At 59.9% G+C, this 15,015-nt stretch carries 17 protein-coding genes; 8 read left to right on the top strand and 9 right to left on the bottom strand.

The window, feature by feature from the left end:
* Positions 1–132 precede the first annotated feature (132 nt).
* The 4 genes from FIV03_RS06450 to FIV03_RS06435 all read left to right on the top strand — a co-directional run bounded on the left by FIV03_RS06450 (position 133) and on the right by FIV03_RS06435 (position 3,323).
* The gene (locus tag FIV03_RS06450; protein WP_209009877.1) at positions 133–393 is read left to right on the top strand and encodes a PepSY domain-containing protein; all 261 of its coding nucleotides are present in this window, start codon (positions 133–135) and stop codon (positions 391–393) included.
* Between the two features lie 2 nt (positions 394–395).
* Positions 396–1,046, top strand: a complete 651-nt coding sequence (locus tag FIV03_RS06445; RefSeq protein WP_152509043.1) for a cytochrome b/b6 domain-containing protein — start codon at positions 396–398, stop codon at positions 1,044–1,046.
* Positions 1,043–1,576 (top strand): helix-turn-helix transcriptional regulator, encoded by a 534-nt coding sequence (locus FIV03_RS06440; RefSeq protein WP_152509042.1) that lies wholly within the window; start codon positions 1,043–1,045, stop codon positions 1,574–1,576. Before FIV03_RS06445 ends, FIV03_RS06440 begins: the two co-directional genes overlap by 4 nt.
* Positions 1,577–1,736: 160 nt before the next feature.
* Positions 1,737–3,323 (top strand): arylsulfatase, encoded by a 1,587-nt coding sequence (locus tag FIV03_RS06435; RefSeq protein ID WP_173013785.1) that lies wholly within the window; start codon positions 1,737–1,739, stop codon positions 3,321–3,323.
* A 107-nt stretch (positions 3,324–3,430) separates the two neighbouring features.
* On the opposite strand, the gene FIV03_RS06430 is transcribed toward FIV03_RS06435, so the two are convergent.
* From FIV03_RS06430 to FIV03_RS06420, 3 genes are all read right to left on the bottom strand, one after another.
* Positions 3,431–3,637, bottom strand: a complete 207-nt coding sequence (locus tag FIV03_RS06430) for a DUF1737 domain-containing protein (RefSeq protein ID WP_023002545.1) — start codon at positions 3,635–3,637, stop codon at positions 3,431–3,433.
* A gap of 17 nt (positions 3,638–3,654) precedes the next feature.
* A complete protein-coding gene (locus tag FIV03_RS06425) occupies positions 3,655–4,539 on the bottom strand; it encodes a CoA ester lyase (RefSeq protein WP_152509041.1) in 885 nt (294 codons plus the stop codon).
* Positions 4,540–4,672: 133 nt separating this feature from the next.
* Positions 4,673–5,590 (bottom strand): EamA family transporter, encoded by a 918-nt coding sequence (locus FIV03_RS06420; protein WP_152509040.1) that lies wholly within the window; start codon positions 5,588–5,590, stop codon positions 4,673–4,675.
* Between the two features lie 203 nt (positions 5,591–5,793).
* On the opposite strand from FIV03_RS06420, the gene FIV03_RS06415 reads away from it, so the two are divergent.
* Positions 5,794–6,255: a GNAT family N-acetyltransferase gene (locus FIV03_RS06415; protein ID WP_077293271.1), complete on the top strand. Its 462-nt coding sequence runs from the start codon at positions 5,794–5,796 to the stop codon at positions 6,253–6,255.
* A gap of 72 nt (positions 6,256–6,327) precedes the next feature.
* Here FIV03_RS06415 and FIV03_RS06410 read toward each other — a convergent pair whose 3' ends face one another.
* Positions 6,328–7,377, bottom strand: coding sequence for a DUF2125 domain-containing protein (locus FIV03_RS06410; RefSeq protein ID WP_152509039.1), 1,050 nt, complete (start codon positions 7,375–7,377; stop codon positions 6,328–6,330).
* A gap of 149 nt (positions 7,378–7,526) precedes the next feature.
* Between FIV03_RS06410 and FIV03_RS06405 the strand changes: the two genes are divergently transcribed.
* The gene (locus FIV03_RS06405; protein WP_023002540.1) at positions 7,527–8,045 is read left to right on the top strand and encodes a gamma-glutamylcyclotransferase; all 519 of its coding nucleotides are present in this window, start codon (positions 7,527–7,529) and stop codon (positions 8,043–8,045) included.
* Positions 8,046–8,090: 45 nt separating this feature from the next.
* On the opposite strand, the gene FIV03_RS06400 is transcribed toward FIV03_RS06405, so the two are convergent.
* Positions 8,091–8,798, bottom strand: a complete 708-nt coding sequence (locus FIV03_RS06400; RefSeq protein ID WP_286202269.1) for a GntR family transcriptional regulator — start codon at positions 8,796–8,798, stop codon at positions 8,091–8,093.
* Between the two features lie 199 nt (positions 8,799–8,997).
* Between FIV03_RS06400 and FIV03_RS06395 the strand changes: the two genes are divergently transcribed.
* A complete protein-coding gene (locus tag FIV03_RS06395) occupies positions 8,998–10,458 on the top strand; it encodes an NCS1 family nucleobase:cation symporter-1 (protein ID WP_152509038.1) in 1,461 nt (486 codons plus the stop codon).
* Positions 10,459–10,546: 88 nt separating this feature from the next.
* Here FIV03_RS06395 and FIV03_RS06390 read toward each other — a convergent pair whose 3' ends face one another.
* From FIV03_RS06390 to ftsE, 4 genes are read right to left on the bottom strand one after another with little or no spacing between them, the layout of a single operon-like run.
* Positions 10,547–11,356 (bottom strand): 1-acyl-sn-glycerol-3-phosphate acyltransferase, encoded by an 810-nt coding sequence (locus tag FIV03_RS06390; protein WP_209009875.1) that lies wholly within the window; start codon positions 11,354–11,356, stop codon positions 10,547–10,549.
* Between the two features lie 24 nt (positions 11,357–11,380).
* On the bottom strand, positions 11,381–12,106 hold the full coding sequence (locus tag FIV03_RS06385) for a YdcF family protein (RefSeq protein ID WP_023002536.1): 726 nt from the start codon (positions 12,104–12,106) through the stop codon (positions 11,381–11,383).
* Between the two features lie 52 nt (positions 12,107–12,158).
* Positions 12,159–13,211, bottom strand: coding sequence for an ABC transporter permease (locus tag FIV03_RS06380; protein WP_152509037.1), 1,053 nt, complete (start codon positions 13,209–13,211; stop codon positions 12,159–12,161).
* An 8-nt stretch (positions 13,212–13,219) separates the two neighbouring features.
* On the bottom strand, positions 13,220–13,879 hold the full coding sequence (gene ftsE / locus FIV03_RS06375; RefSeq protein WP_031270017.1) for a cell division ATP-binding protein FtsE: 660 nt from the start codon (positions 13,877–13,879) through the stop codon (positions 13,220–13,222).
* A gap of 194 nt (positions 13,880–14,073) precedes the next feature.
* On the opposite strand from ftsE, the gene FIV03_RS06370 reads away from it, so the two are divergent.
* The gene (locus tag FIV03_RS06370; protein WP_152509036.1) at positions 14,074–15,015 is read left to right on the top strand and encodes a zinc-ribbon domain-containing protein; all 942 of its coding nucleotides are present in this window, start codon (positions 14,074–14,076) and stop codon (positions 15,013–15,015) included.

Raw genomic sequence — 15,015 nt, 5'->3', positions numbered from 1 at the left:
GATCGAAATCCGCGCGTAAGCACCTGCTTATGATGCCCGGCGTCAGCAGTCCGTCAATCGACCGAAGCCGAGTTTGCGGCCAATCAGGACGAAGACCGCAACGGTCGCAGAAACCTGATGAAGGACACAATCATGCTGAAGAAATCTCTCGCCGTACTCTGCCTCTGCCTTGCTCCGGTCGCCGCGCAGGCCATGCCCGCCGTTGGTGACATGGTCGGCACAAATCCCGAGGAAGCCACCGCGGCGCTGGCCAAGGCCGGTTGCACCGTCAAGGAATTCGAGGCCGAGGACGGCAAGATCGAAGCGAAATGCACCGATGCGGAAAACAAGCTTTGGGAAGTCTACATCGACCCGAAATCCGGCATGGTCACCAACGTCAAGAACGAAGACTGATCATGGGTGCCTCAAACACCCCGCAATCGAACGAGGGGGCGCAAAGCCCCCCCGAATTGTGGGATCCGCTGGTGCGGATCAGCCACTGGTTGATCGCAGCCGCAGTCATCGCCAACGGCCTCATCAACAAGGGCGGCGGCACCATCCACATCTGGATAGGCTGGGGCGTTCTGGGGTTGCTGGCGCTTCGCTTCGTCTGGGGATTTCTCGGGCCTGCCGAAGCCAGGTTCTCCTCCTTTCTGCCCGACCCGCGGGCTGCGGTGTCTCACCTCATCGACCTCGTCAGGGGCAAACCGCGCCACTATCGCTCCCATAATCCCGCCGGAGCGATCATGGTCTATGCGCTTTGGGCCTGCCTTGTGGCGGTAACCGGAACCGGCCTTTACATGACCGGTGCCAAGAGCCCCATCACGATTGCCGAGGAAAAGGCGGCGGTTGCCGCCGGAGACTGGTCGGTGCTCGTCAAGAAAGACGACGACGAAGGCGAAGAGAAATCGTCCCTGGGTGAAGCCGCGGAGGAAGTTCACGAGATCGCCGCCAACCTGATGCTGGTGATGGCCCTGATCCATGTCGCAGGTGTCGCAGTTGAAAGTCGTGTGATGAAGCGTAATCTGGTTCGGCCCATGCTGGTTGGCCGGATCAAGGACAAATGACATTTTCAGGGATCAACCTGCGGCAGGGACGGCGTGAGACAACCGCCCTTGCCGCCTTCATGCTGTTGCAATCCGTGGCCGCGATCTTCTTTGTCGGCGATGCCTTTACCGATCTTGTGACCGACGTCAGCAGCCCGCATTCCATTTTCGAATTCTTTGTCGCCTTCGTGTTGATCGTCGGCATTTTCCTGGCCGGCTGGCAGCTGCGGCTCACCCTGGAAAGACTGCGCAATCAGGAGCGCGGCCTTGGAGCCGCCCGCGGCGATCTTGCCCGGATCATTGACGGCCAGTTTGCCGAATGGGGCCTGACACCTGCTGAAAGAGATGTCGGCCTCCTGGCCTTGAAAGGGCTGGATCTTTCGGAGATCGCCCAGCTGCGGGGCGCGGCACAGGGAACCGTGCGCGCTCAATTGACCAGAATCTACGCAAAGGCCGGTGTTTCGGGCCGTCACCAGTTCGCGGCCTGGTTCGTTGAAGACCTGCTTCAGGACGGCCTTGCGGACAGGGCCATGGTGTCCGCTGAGGCCTGAATCTGTTTGGCGACACCAGAACACTAAAAAATCCCGGACAAATCCCGAATACGACCACTCCGTGCATTAAGCGTAAGTACTATCACAGCTTGGCGAACTGCCGTGCTGCGCCTACTCTGCCAGAGGAACTCACCGAATGTGTTCAAGGGAGACGGGGATCATGTCTTTTCGACATCTGCTTGCAGGCTTGCCCATCGCACTTCTCATGACGTGCACAACGTCCATGGCGCAAGAGTCAAAACCACCAAACATACTGGTCATATGGGGCGACGATGTCGGTTGGCAGAATGTTTCCGCTTATGGCATGGGCACCATGGGTTACACCACGCCCAACATCGACCGCCTGGCGAATGAAGGCCTCCGCTTCACCGATCACTACGCCCAGCCGAGCTGCACCGCAGGCCGTGCGGCGTTCCTGACCGGTCAGTACCCGATCCGGTCCGGCATGACCACCGTGGGTCAACCCGGGTCGTCGCTCGGTCTGAAAGCAGAGTCGCCAACGCTTGCGGAAGAACTGAAACAGATCGGCTACCGCACGGGACATTTCGGCAAGAACCATCTGGGTGACCGGAACGAGCACCTGCCCACCGTCCATGGCTTCGACGAATTCTTCGGCAATCTCTATCATCTCAATACGCAGGAAGAAGCCGAACAGCGCGACTACCAGCGTTTCGGCGAAGCCTTTTCCGGCAGCCTTGAGGAATACGAGAAGCAGTTCGGAACACGGGGCGTCATACACAGCTTTGCATCGGAAACCTTCGACGATACCGAACAGCCCAGGTTTGGTGTCATAGGCAAGCAGACGGTCGAGGACACCGGTCCACTCACCCAGGAGCGAATGAAGAACTTCGACGAGGGCGAAGTCATCCCTCTGGCCAAGGACTTCATGAAAAACGCCCAGGAAGCGGGCGAACCGTTCTTTGTCTGGCTGAACACCAGCCGCATGCATCTCTACACGCGGCTGAACGACGAGTGGCGCTACGCCGCAGAAACCTATACGACCGAAGCCGACTACCACGGCTCGGGCATGCTGCAGCACGACCATGATATCGGCCTGGTGCTTGACTGGCTCGACCAACAGGGCCTGAGCGAAAACACCATTGTCTGGTATTCGACCGACAACGGGCCGGAGCATTCTTCCTGGCCCCACGGCGCCACCACTCCTTTCCGGGGCGAAAAGATGACCACCTATGAAGGCGGCGTCCGTGTCATTTCCATGGTTCGCTGGCCGAACATACTGGAAGCCGGCAAGACACTTACCGGAATTCAGGCACACCAGGACATGTTCACCACCCTGGCAGCCGCAGCCGGCATTGAAGACGTCAAGGCTGAAGTGATGGCCGAGAAGCAGCAGTTCATCGACGGCGTCAACAACCTGGCTTACTGGAAGGGCGAACAGGCCAATTCCAATCGCAACCACATCTTCCACTATTACGAAAGCGTGCTGACGGCGATCAGGATGGGACCGTGGAAATTCCACTTCTCGACCAAGGAAGATTATTACGCCAACCTGGTTCCGCGGACAGCACCTTTGGTGTTCAACATCCGAGCGGATCCGTTTGAAAGCTACGATTCAACCGATGGCTACGGACATCTGATGCAGAAGATATCGTGGCTTATCCAGCCGATGGGCGTGCTCATGGGTCAGCATCTGCAGAGCCTTGCCGACTATCCCCCGGTCCAGGGCGGGGCGTCGTTCAACATGTCGAACATCGTCGAGGACTTTCTGTCGAAGGGGATGCAGTAGCGACCCGAACTTCATGACCCGACAAAGCGAAACGGCCCCGGAACTTCCGGGGCCGTTGAATTTTCAGCGATCGCGCAGAGCAACCTGATTCAGGGAACCAACTGCGATCAGTAGTCGCCGAGCTTGATGTCCCGGGAGTATTCAACGCCTTCGACTTCCTTTGTCACTGCCTGGCCGCAAATGGTCGCGCCACGCGTTGCGTCGTAGGTGAGCGAAGGAGAACCGGACAGCTGCCAGCCCTTGTTGAGAGCCTGGGTAACCCGGTGGCAGAATTCGCTGTCGTCGATGCCGGTGATGAAGCGGTAGAGTTTCATGAGAGCTCTCTTGTGTGTCAGGTCCGGGCAGCGATGGCGTCGGCGATGGCGATCACCCGCTTGCCCATGTCCGCATGTAGCCTTTCAACCATCTTGCCGTCCACCTGGATTGCGCCCTTGCCCGCATTTTCAGGCTCATCGAACAGAGAATTGATCTTGCGTGCCCAGGCAACTTCCTCTTCCGACGGACTGAAGGCTGCGTGGCAGGGGGCGATCTGTTTCGGGTGGATCAGCGTCTTGCCGTCCATGCCCATGTCGACACCCTGGGCACATTCGGCGGCGAAACCTTCCTCGTCCTGAAACGCATTGTAGACACCGTCCAGAATATCGATGCCGCCGGCGCGCGCTGCCGCAACGCAGGTCATCAGCCAGGGCGTCATGGCGATGCGGCCGGGCGTGAGACGTGCCCTTGTTTCCTTGGCCAGGTCATTGGTGCCCATCACGAAACAGGACAGCCGCACAGCCGGGTCCAGACCGCAGGCACCGATGGCGGCTGCATTCAGCATGGCGAGCGGCGTTTCCATCATGGCCCAGAGTTTCAGGTCCGCAGACGCCCCCAGAAGCGATAGCTTGTGCGCAACCATCTGCAGGTCGGCCGGGCTGTTGACCTTGGGCACCAGAATGGCATCCGGATTGGCCTTCACCGCTGCCGCCAGATCGTCTTCGCCCCAGGGCGTCTCCAGCCCGTTGATGCGGATCACCACCTCGCGATTGCCATAGGGACGGGCCGAAACGGCCTCGACAATCTGGGTGCGCGCCATGTCCTTGGCATCGGGAGCAACCGCGTCTTCAAGGTCCAGCAGCAGGCAGTCCACATCCAGCGTTGCCGCCTTTTCCAGCGCCCGGGCGTTGGAGCCGGGCATATAGAGAGCGGAACGGCGGGGTCTTGGCTGTGTTGTCATGGGTCGATCCTGCAAGTCGGGAAAACGGATTTCCGGTTAACCTAGTGGATCGCGGCGGCCAGGGGAATTCGCCGAAGGGGGAACGGCCGCGTTCGTGCACCGGGGTACCGCCAAACGCAGACGTTGCCGCCGATCACGGAAGTTCGTCTGCCTGCATGCTCACCGGCACTTTCTGCCGGCGTTTGAAGATCATGTCCTTTGCGGCAATCACCGCCCCCAGCGTAATCGCCACACAGGCGATGCCAACGGCAGGTGTCAGCGCCCCGAAGCCGAAGGCAATCAGCAACAGGGTGGACAGGAGCGGCGCCGAATAGGCCGCTGCGCCCAGAACCTGAATATCGCCATGCTTGACACCGATGTCCCAGGTGAAAAACGCAAGTCCCACCGGGAAAGCGGCAAGAGCCAGCACCGATGCCCATTCCAGCGACGATGCAGGCAGGATCGTTTCCTCCAGCGCCAGATGGCAGACACCCGAAAGGATTGCGGTCATCAGACAGAACCCTGCAACGGCTTCGGTCGGCACCGCACCCAGTCTGCGCGACAGCACGGAATAGCTGGACCAGAACAGACACGAGGCCACCGCTGCCCCATAGCCGAGCATCGAGCCGGAGGAAAAACCGACACCTTCCCCGCCGGTGATCAGAAGCACTGCACCGGCCAGGCCCAGAACCGTTCCAATGACATGATGCAGACGAAGCCGTTCACCAGGTAACAGGGCGGAAAACAGCACGATCAGGAGCGGCCATGTGTAGTTGATCAGATTTGCTTCCACAGGCGGCGCGTTGCGGATGGCGGTGAAATAGAAAAAATGAAAGCCGAACAGGCCGAACGTGCCGAATGCCCAAACGCCAAGCGGTTGCCTGAGCAACCGGGTCTTGCCGGTCGCGATCAGCCAGATCAGCGCCATGATGCCGGAGAAGCCGAAACAGAGCGTGTTCAACAGGAACGGAGGCACACTTCCGGAACCGGCACCAAACAGGCCGAGGGTCGCCCACATCAGCACAGCTGTAAGTCCGATCAGCGTCGCCCTCAACTTTTGCTTGTCCGCCATTTCCTGTTCCCGTCTTTTCCGTGCATCGCTCATGGCACGAAATCGCCGCAAGCGAAAGGCCGCAGACCCCGGACAGGGCGTGCGTAGCCGACCGTCAGCAATGCCGCAGCCATTAATTGATCGAAGTCCTTGATCAGCGAACCCGTTTCGGGACATGGTGGGCCAAAGTCACACTCTTAATCGATTTGCTTTCCGGGGAAATCATGACGACAACGCAAATCAGGGCCCTTCGGCTGGATGATGCTCATAAGCTTGCGCCGCTTATTGCCGAAAATGCACAGGCGCTGCGGCGCGGTGCACCGCGTCGTCCCGACGCCTATTACGCCGAACGCATTCTGTCGGACAAGACGGCAGAGGTTCTGGGAGCTTTCGAAGGCGACAAGCTGGTCGGTTTCGCAGTTTTCTTCGACCTGCCGGAACTCATCACGGGTCTCAGGATCGGCCAGATGGATGACATCTATGTCCATCCCGACCACCGCAACAAGGGCACCGGCCGCAAGATGATCGAAACCCTGGTCAGCGAAGGCCAGAGCCGCGGATGGCTGCATTTGCGCTGGCTCGTACCGGGCAAGAACACCCCGGCGGTTGCGCTCTACGAAAAGATCGCAGAACCCGATCATCGCAAGAGCTACCTGATCCCGATCGACCGTGTAGCCGGCGACTGACCGGGCTTGGGTTTCAGGCAGGTTTCAGTCCGCATGCCGCTGTTCAGGGTGCGGACTGAGGCCATCAAATGATCAGGATCCCGCTGGAAACAACGGCGGGATCTGGCCAAGCGGCAGAAAACCGATGCGAACCACGCCGCGGTCGACCGAGACCGGCAGCGTGATGGTGCGCACACCGTCGACTTCCCTGGCGGCGGGCTCCAGGCTCTTCACCACATTCTGCAGCAGTGAAAAAGTCTGGTCTTCAGGCGGGAACAAGGGCTTCACGCTGTCCAGAAGCGCGTCCGGATTGCCGAGGTTCAGCTCCAGTGAACCGCTCAAGGTGCCGTCACCCGAAAGCACCAGATTGCCACTCGCCGTGGCCTTGCCAGCCCCGACCAGTATTTCGGTAAGCACCAGTTCGACCGGCAATTCTCCGCCCTGCGCCCGCACAAGCGAAACGAGGTCTGCTCCTGCAAGCAGGGCTGTGCCACCTTCGATACGGGCATGGCTGCGCAGGGAAATCGTCTGCTGAAGTTCAGGCAGAGATTTGAGGCTGAGGTCCTGAACCGTGACGAAACTTTCCAGCGTCGCCGCACTATCGGGCTGCTTGCGCAGATGCACTTCGGACTTTTCAGCCGCAAACAGGCCCCGGGCGAGGGCGGTGTCGAACGCTGCTTCCGGTTTGTCGATCACCGCATCAAACGATCCGAGTGCATTGTCGCTGAACTTCACGCTGGCGCGGGCCGTCTGCCAGGTCAGGCCACCTTCGAGGCCGTTCACCGGCACCGACATGGCCGCAGGCGACTTTGCCTCGAAGATCACGTGCCACGGATTATAGATCAAGGCGACGGCATTCAACCCGCCGAGCGATGCGGCTGTTCCCCAGCGATCGGCCGAGCGCATATCCGCGCAGGAGACTTCATAGCGGAACGGATAGCCGGCAATGGCAAGATCCGCGCAGCTCACATCCAGGCCCTGGTCCGCCATGCGGACAATTTGCCGGTCGAGTTGTTCCCGAAGGACGGACTGCCCATAAAACCAGGCGGCCGACCAGCCCGCGATCACCAGAACGATGGCTCCGGCCAGCAGAATATATCCGCGTCTGGTGGGTTTCGGCGGCTTGGTCTTGATATCGGACACTGGGTGACACTCTCTTCTGGTTCGGCGATTTCCGGACCGGTCACACTACCGACAAGGGCCACCTGCAAGACAGGCGCTGCCGGAGTGCCATTGAAACGACCGGTGCAGCTTGCTATCTCCGCAGCTGCGGTAACACAAGACAGGTCGATATGAGCGATTTTTGGGTCTTTGGCTACGGTTCTTTGATGTGGAACCCAGGATTTGATCACCAGCGCGCCGAACCGGCGCTGCTGCGCGGTGCACATCGCTCGCTTTGCGTCTATTCCTGGGTACATCGGGGTACGCAGCAGAGACCGGGTCTCGTGTTCGGCCTCGACAACGGCGGCGCATGCCGGGGCATCGCCTATCAGGTCTCCGGGGATATCTGGCCGCAAGTGCTGGAATATCTGCGCGCCCGGGAACAGACGACGATGGTCTACAAGGAGCACCATCATCACGTCGAGCTCGACAGCGGCGAGAAGGTGGAAGCGCTGGTCTACATGGTCGATCACGGCCATGCCCAGTATGCGGGTTCCTTGCCTCTGGAAGAGCAGCTGGAAATCGTAAGAGGCGCTGTCGGCAAGTCCGGCGCCAATCCGGACTATGTCATCAACACCGCCGCCCACCTCCAGGAAATGGGCATTCCCGATACGGGTCTTGCCTGGCTGGCCGAGCGCCTGAAAGCCTGAGCCAGGCTCAGGGACGGCAGTACAGGTCTTGCAGGATGCTAACGTTCAGGGAACACCCCACCAGCGCAGTGTTTGCTCGCAATGATATTTCAAGGCTTGCACCGCAGCGGCCTCGTTCCGGGTTTCCAGCGCCTCGATAACCGCCAGATGCTCGTCCATGGCCGAGGCGATCCGATCCGCGAGAAACGGCCGCGCATGCTGGATGACGGCGATCCGGATACGGTTTGCGGCATAGGCAGCCGACAGCAGCGAATTTCCAAGTCCCTCGCCAAGGTATGTGTGCAGGGACAGGTCCACCTCGATCGCCTTGGGCGGCAGGCTGGCCGCAGGCCCCGTCCGCACCTCGTCGCGCATGATCTCGTGACGCCGGCGCAAGGCGTCGAGGCCCTCCAGATTTCCCTGTGATATCCGCCGGCGCGCACCTTCCTGGTCCAGCACCAGACGCACGTCCAGACATTCGCGAATGTTGTCCGGGCTAGCTTCCATCACCTGAAGGCCGCGTTTGGGCACCGTCGTCAGGAACCCCTGAGAGCTGGCGTATTTGACGGCTTCGCGCACGGGCGCGATCGGATAGTCCAGCTGATCGACAAGCTGGGACATCGACAGGAACTGGCCATTACGCAGCGAACCGCTGCGCAAGGCTTCGACAAGCGCCTGAAAAGCCTTGTCGTTCAGCAATTCACCTCTGTTTGCGTCCTTCATTGCAGCTCCGTCGATCCGGTCCGGATGATCGCAGGTTGTCGCCACTGGCATTTCCAAGCAAAGCCGAAAGGACCTGCTTGAAATTCCGTATAGTCTGTTACCTAACATGCTTTGTAAAATGTTAGATGCAAGCACAAACTTTTTGCAATGCACAGCCAAGAGCTTCCTGCGTCCGGGAGAACGCAAGAAGACCTGCGAATGTCCGGAAAAACACCGAGGTCGCTGGGGATGCGGCCACAAGGAGGAGACTATGGCGAATTTATCTGGCAAATCGGGTCCGCGAGACGGAGGCCTCTACAACGAGGACCTGGCGCCGATCCCAGCTTCGGAGCGCAAGTGGGGCGCCTTCGAAATCTTCAACGTCTGGAACAACGATATCCAGAGCCTGTTCGGCTACACGCTGGCTGCATCGTTGTTCATCACCTACGGCCTCAACGGCTGGATGGTTTTCGCGGCTATCGTGCTGGCCGGTTTCTTCGTCATGGTGCTGGTCAATCTCACCGGCCGCCCGTCGGTAAAGCACGGCGTGCCCTATCCGGTAATCGCCCGCGCCTCGATGGGCGTTTACGGCGCCCGTTTCCCGGCGCTCGTACGCGGTATCGTCGCCATCTTCTGGTATGGCGTGCAAACCTACTTCGCCTCCACGGCGGTTGCGTTGCTGTTCAACACGCTACTCGGCACTGAGGGCGGCGCGGAATTCCTCGGCATGACAACGGTCGGCTGGATTTCCTATCTCATCGTCTGCGTCTTCCAGGTTGCCCTGTTCATGAAAGGCATCGACTGGGTCGGCAAGTTCCTGAACTGGGCAGGTCCGTTCGTCTACATCGTCATGATCGCGCTGTGCCTGGTGATCTGGTGGAAAGCCGGCAACGGCATCTTCTCGGCTCTCGGCACCATCTTCGAAGGCAGCGAAGCGACCGACCCGCGTGGGCCTGTTGCTGCCTTCGTCGCGGTGGTCGGCACGATGATCGCCTATTTCGCCGCCGTTGTGATCAACTTCGGCGACTTTTCCCGCTTCGTGTCGGATGAACGCGCCATGAAGCGCGGCAACTTCTGGGGCCTGCCGGTTTCCATGGCCTTCTTCTCCTTCATCGCCCTGTTCGTGACGGCCGGCACCGTGGTGCTGTTCGGAGAAAAGCTGGTGAACCCGGCTGATATCGTCGACCGTGTCGACAACGTCCTGCTGACGCTGATCGCTGCCGTCACTTTCTTTGCGGCAACGGTCGGCATCAACCTGGTGGCAAACTTCATTCCGCCGGCCTATGACATTGCCAACCTCAACCCGGAGAAGATCTCGGCCAAGACCGGCGGCATCATCACAGCTGTCATTGCCTTCTTCATCGGCGCGCTGTGGGTGTCGGTCATCTCGAACATCGGCATTGCCGCTTTCGTCGATACGCTCGGCGCGTTCCTGGCACCGCTCTACGGCATTCTGGTCGCGGACTACTACCTGGTTCGCAAGCAGAACATCGATGTCGAGGCGCTGTTTTCCTCCGATCCGGACGCCCGCTACCACTACAACAACGGCTGGAACATGAAGGCGATCTTTGCCTTTGCCATCGCCGCACTGTTTTCGGTGGCAACGGTGTGGGTTCCGGCCCTGTCGGAACTCTCCGGCTACGGCTGGGTCATCGGCGCGGTCCTGGGTGGTGTACTCCATCTGGGCCTGATGCGCCTGCAGTCGGCCGAAGCCGGCAAGGCAGCACAATAAGGCAGCCCGAAGTCAGGTTCAGGCGATCATCTCGCCTGGACCCCTTCAAACTGAAAGACCGTCTCAACGCATTGGGGCGGTCTTTTTTTCAGGCCGGCTGTGCCTTGCGGCGCGTGTCGACTTCTTCAAGCACCGGCGAGGGCTTGCGGGCCGTGCGGGCTTCCTCGATCAGTCGATCGCTGGCCGTTTCGATATCCGTGACCATTCTTTCGTAAAAGGCATTGGGCGCCAGGCCCGGCTCGATCGGCGGCAGGATCTCGACAATCACCGTGCCCGGATAGACCTTCCACGAGGCGCGAGGCCAGTAGAGGCCGGCGTTGTGAGCGATCGGGACAACCGGGCATTTCAGGTCGCGGTAGAGATGCGCGATACCGAACTTGTATTTCGGCTCTGCCCCGGCCGGCCGGCGGGTGCCTTCCGGAAAGATCAGGATCTGGCGCTTTTCGGCAATCGCCTCCTTGGCGGCCAGCATCATTGCCGCCAGCGCTTCGGACCGCTTGCCCCGGTTGATCGGGATCTGTTTGAACTTGGCTGTGTACCAGCCGAAAATCGGTATCCAGCGCAGCTCGCGTTTCAGGATGAAGGTCGGGCTTCTGAAAAGGGGGATCAGTGCCACTGTCTCCCAGGCGGACTGGTGCTTCATGGCGGCAATGAAACCACCGTCAGGCAGGTTTTCCCGTCCCCGGACTTCCACCTTGATGCCCGCAAAGACACGCATCAGCAGCTGCAACACCCGTGACCAGGTCGGCACCACCCACCAGCCCCAGCGCCGCGGCAGCAGCATGACTGGTGCGAACAGGATCATCAGCACGAACGTGACGAGATAGAACAGGATCTGGAAAAGGGTAGAGCGCAGAAAAACCATGGCACCATAAAGACTGGTCGTGGGTGAAGCCACCGCTCGGCCGTGGTCCGACAGCTGTCAGCGCACACCCTGCACGGTAATCCGGAGTCGGGCGAGGATATACTTCACATATTCGCGCATGAGAAGCCGCATCGTTGCCGGTTCCCTGTACCAGCTGTCCAGCTTCAGGTCCTTGGAAAAGACCGGATAGGCAATCAGGGCGACATTCGGCAGGGCGCCGGCAAGTTCCACCTTGGCACGCGGCAGATGGTAGGCACTGGTCACGACCAGGAGGGACGAGAACCCGTTCTTCTTGACCCAGTTGGCGGTTTCCACCGCATTGCCCGCTGTATTGAGCGCGACCCGGTCAAGATCGACACTGTTTTTTTCCAGCGGCATGCTGGACGCTGTAACGGCGGCAAGCTGTTCACGCGTGGTGCCGGGATGAACGCCCGAAATCAGCAACCGGTTGGCACGGCCTTCTTCCAGGAGGCGGATTGCCTCGTTGACGCGGGCATGCCCGCCCGTCAGCACGACAATGGCATCCGCATTTGCGGAAGCCGGCACTCTGGCATTGGCAACCTTCTGCGCGAACATGGCAAACTGTCCGACGGTTCCCGCAACAAGAGCCGTGATGACGGCAACGAAAAGGATTCTGAGACCGAAGCGTTTCTTGCGCGCATCGCCGCTTGTGGCGTTCCTGCGTGCTGTGCCCTTGTCCTTTGATACGGACACACGCCGATCGCCAACGACGGAAGAACCGTCGTCCAGAACGGGGTCTAACACTGTGTCAGCATGGGTCATGGCGCGACTATGATAAGTGATTCGGCCAATTTCACGGCATTGTGCGATAAAATCAATCCACTTTTGCCAAATGGGCCTTGACGGCGAGGCCAGAAGTCAGGGCTGTCAGGATCGCGACGAGGAACACCACACCGAATACACCGAGGTAGCCGGGCAGGCTGACGGAGATGCCGCCGAAGAGAGCCGACATCTGGTCCGACCCCGCCTGGCCGGAGCTCTGCCGGGTCAGCATGTCAACCGTCAGAAAGGCCAGGATGGCCGCAACACCGCCGGAAACACCGCCCTTCAGGCCCAGCATCAGGAAGTGGCGCTGGAATTCACGAGCGATGAAACCGTCCTCCGCTCCAACGAAATGCAGAACGGAGACGACGTCCTTGTTGCCGGCCATGGCTGCCTGGGTCGCAAAGACGACGCTCAAGACCATCGAGCCGAGCACAAGCACCATGATCGCAAAGCCGCCCAGCACCACCGCGCCTGCCATGGCCGACAGACGAGATGTCCACACGGAATGATCGTCGACACTCGCGCCCGTCACGCTCTGCGAGACCATCGAGCGCAACTGCGACAGGTTCAGAAGTTCCGGATCCCCGACCGTGATCTGAATGAGCCGCGGCACCGGCAGGCCGTCAAGCTGAAGGCCTTCGCCCAGCCAGGGCTCCAGCAGTGACTTGGTTTCGGCATCGGACAGTGCCCGTACGGAATCGATGCCCGGAAACTCCTGCGCAAGCGCAACGGCCTTGTCGATCTCCCGCAGCATGTCGACGCCTTCGGCCGGGCGGATCTGAATGGTGATCTCACGCACCAGATCGTTCTGCCACGCATCGGCTGCGTCCCACACCACCGACACTGCACCGACCGTCAAACAGGCCAGAAAGCTCATGATGGCCACCACCAGCGTGAGAGCCCGCCCGGCGACTGCCTGTGGCGGAACGATCGCCGCGGAGGGCCGCAACTTGGCATCGTCCCCCTGGGGTGCTTCGTTCTTCGGCCTGGGTGCGGCCTTGCGCGTCGGCTTTCGGCCACGCTTCGGTCGTTCGGCTCGCTTGGGCGGGCGAACACTGGCGGCGCTTGCCTGTTTTTTGTCTGTGTCGTCGGACTGAGCCATCATGCCGCCTAATCGAAAATTGAGAGGCGCCCGTCGGCAAGCACCATGCGCCGGGCGTCCACCTGTTCCAGCAGCGCGATATCGTGGGTCGCGATGACGACAGAGGTGCCGAGTTTGTTCAATTCGATGAAAAGGCGCAACAGACGACGTGCAAGTGGCGGATCCACGTTACCGGTCGGCTCATCCGCGAGCAGCACCTCCGGCCGGGTGATCAGCGCCCGCGCAATGGCCGCACGCTGCTTTTCCCCACCCGACAGCACCGGTGGCAGCACATGCATGCGATCCCCAAGTCCGACCCATTTCAACAGATCAATCACATCGGAGCGGTATTCGGATTCGTCCTTTCCCACCACGCGCAGTGGCAGGGCCACGTTTTCATAGGTTGTCAGATGGTCCAGCAGGCGAAAATCCTGAAACACCACGCCGATCTTGCGCCGGAGCTTCGGCAATTCCTGCTTGTCGATCACGCTCAGATCGCGGTTGAAAACCTTTATCAGACCTCGGGTCGGGCGCAGGGACATGAACAGGAGCCGGATCAGGCTGGTCTTGCCTGCCCCCGAGGGACCGGTCAGGAACTGAAACGACTGCGGCTCGATCTGAAAAGTCAGGTCGCGCAGGATTTCCGATCCCATTCCGTATCTCAATCCGACATTTTCAAAGCGGATCACAAAATTACTCCTGTTGATGGCCCGAACGCTATAGCCTGGCCGTTAACGGTGCATTAATCATATAAAGGTCCATTAAGGACCTGAAAGCCCGTCATAGGATTTGCTTGGCCCTTGTCCAATATTTCGTGCCGGATTTCGACCCCCCGGTTCCAAAGTGAACCGCTAGAGCATGCCATGGCGAAAGGTCTTCGCACATGAAGATCAAATGTCCGGACTGCAGTACGTCCTACGAGATTAAGGTAGAGGCGCTTGGCCCGGAAGGGCGTAGCGTCAAATGCGCCAAGTGCGGCAACCGCTGGTTCGTTTCGCCCGACGATGACGAAGAAGGCGATGTTGCGTTCAGCGCAAAGAACGACGACGACGAAATTGCACCTCCTTCCGTTGAAGAAGATCCCGCACAGGACGAAGCCGATTGGGCAGCCGACGCGGAAGAAGAAACGTTCGACGCGGAAGCGGATGACGAGGACGACGAACCCGAAGCGGCCGTCGCTCCCGAACCCGCAGCCGCCCGTACGGCCAGCGACGAGGCAAAATTCGCTGCGGATCTGAAGGAAGACGCCCGGACCGGTGAGCCTGAAAACAAGGCCGACATCGAATCCATGGCCAAGCGGCCGAAGATCATCGTCAATCCGAACAAGTTCCGGCGAGACCAGATCGGTGCGATCCTCAACTGGATCCTGCGGCGAAATTATCGGCGCATTGGCGGCGTTGCGCTGTTCGGCGTCGCGGTTGCGGCCTGTGTTTTGTTTGTCCTCATGCGAGACTCGCTCGTCAAACAGTCTCCTGACCTGGCAAGCCTGTTCCGGATGATCGGGTTTGAAGTCAATCTGCGCGGACTTGAATTCCGCAACCTGCGCACCTTCACCGAGGTCGAGGACGGCAAGAAGGTTCTCGTGGTCGAGGGATCGATCCGCAACCTGCTTGATGAACTGAACTCGGTGCCCGCCGTGCGCCTGTCGATCCGTGGTGCGGACATGCAGGAAGTTTATGCCTGGACTGTCGAGCCCAGAACAAAATCGCTAAACGCACTGGACGAAACCCGGTTCAGGACGATATTAGCCGACCCTCCGAAAACCGCGTCCGATATCCAGGTCCGGTTTGTTGAACGCGGCCAACGCCAGGTAGTTCTAGAGTGA

Source organism: Labrenzia sp. THAF187b, assembly GCF_009363375.1.
Taxonomy (GTDB): domain Bacteria; phylum Pseudomonadota; class Alphaproteobacteria; order Rhizobiales; family Stappiaceae; genus Roseibium; species Roseibium algicola.
This window is presented reverse-complemented; position numbering and strand designations above follow the sequence as displayed.

Coding starts and splice junctions, on each gene's coding strand:
- FIV03_RS06385 (WP_023002536.1), bottom strand. CDS start 12,106: ATGACCCATGCTGACACAGTGTTAGACCCCGTTCTGGACGACGGTTCT.
- FIV03_RS06380 (WP_152509037.1), bottom strand. CDS start 13,211: ATGGCTCAGTCCGACGACACAGACAAAAAACAGGCAAGCGCCGCCAGT.
- FIV03_RS06435 (WP_173013785.1), top strand. CDS start 1,737: ATGTCTTTTCGACATCTGCTTGCAGGCTTGCCCATCGCACTTCTCATG.
- FIV03_RS06425 (WP_152509041.1), bottom strand. CDS start 4,539: ATGACAACACAGCCAAGACCCCGCCGTTCCGCTCTCTATATGCCCGGC.
- FIV03_RS06395 (WP_152509038.1), top strand. CDS start 8,998: ATGGCGAATTTATCTGGCAAATCGGGTCCGCGAGACGGAGGCCTCTAC.
- FIV03_RS06405 (WP_023002540.1), top strand. CDS start 7,527: ATGAGCGATTTTTGGGTCTTTGGCTACGGTTCTTTGATGTGGAACCCA.
- FIV03_RS06400 (WP_286202269.1), bottom strand. CDS start 8,798: ATGCCAGTGGCGACAACCTGCGATCATCCGGACCGGATCGACGGAGCT.
- FIV03_RS06370 (WP_152509036.1), top strand. CDS start 14,074: ATGAAGATCAAATGTCCGGACTGCAGTACGTCCTACGAGATTAAGGTA.
- FIV03_RS06430 (WP_023002545.1), bottom strand. CDS start 3,637: ATGAAACTCTACCGCTTCATCACCGGCATCGACGACAGCGAATTCTGC.
- FIV03_RS06450 (WP_209009877.1), top strand. CDS start 133: ATGCTGAAGAAATCTCTCGCCGTACTCTGCCTCTGCCTTGCTCCGGTC.
- FIV03_RS06420 (WP_152509040.1), bottom strand. CDS start 5,590: ATGGCGGACAAGCAAAAGTTGAGGGCGACGCTGATCGGACTTACAGCT.
- FIV03_RS06445 (WP_152509043.1), top strand. CDS start 396: ATGGGTGCCTCAAACACCCCGCAATCGAACGAGGGGGCGCAAAGCCCC.
- FIV03_RS06415 (WP_077293271.1), top strand. CDS start 5,794: ATGACGACAACGCAAATCAGGGCCCTTCGGCTGGATGATGCTCATAAG.
- FIV03_RS06440 (WP_152509042.1), top strand. CDS start 1,043: ATGACATTTTCAGGGATCAACCTGCGGCAGGGACGGCGTGAGACAACC.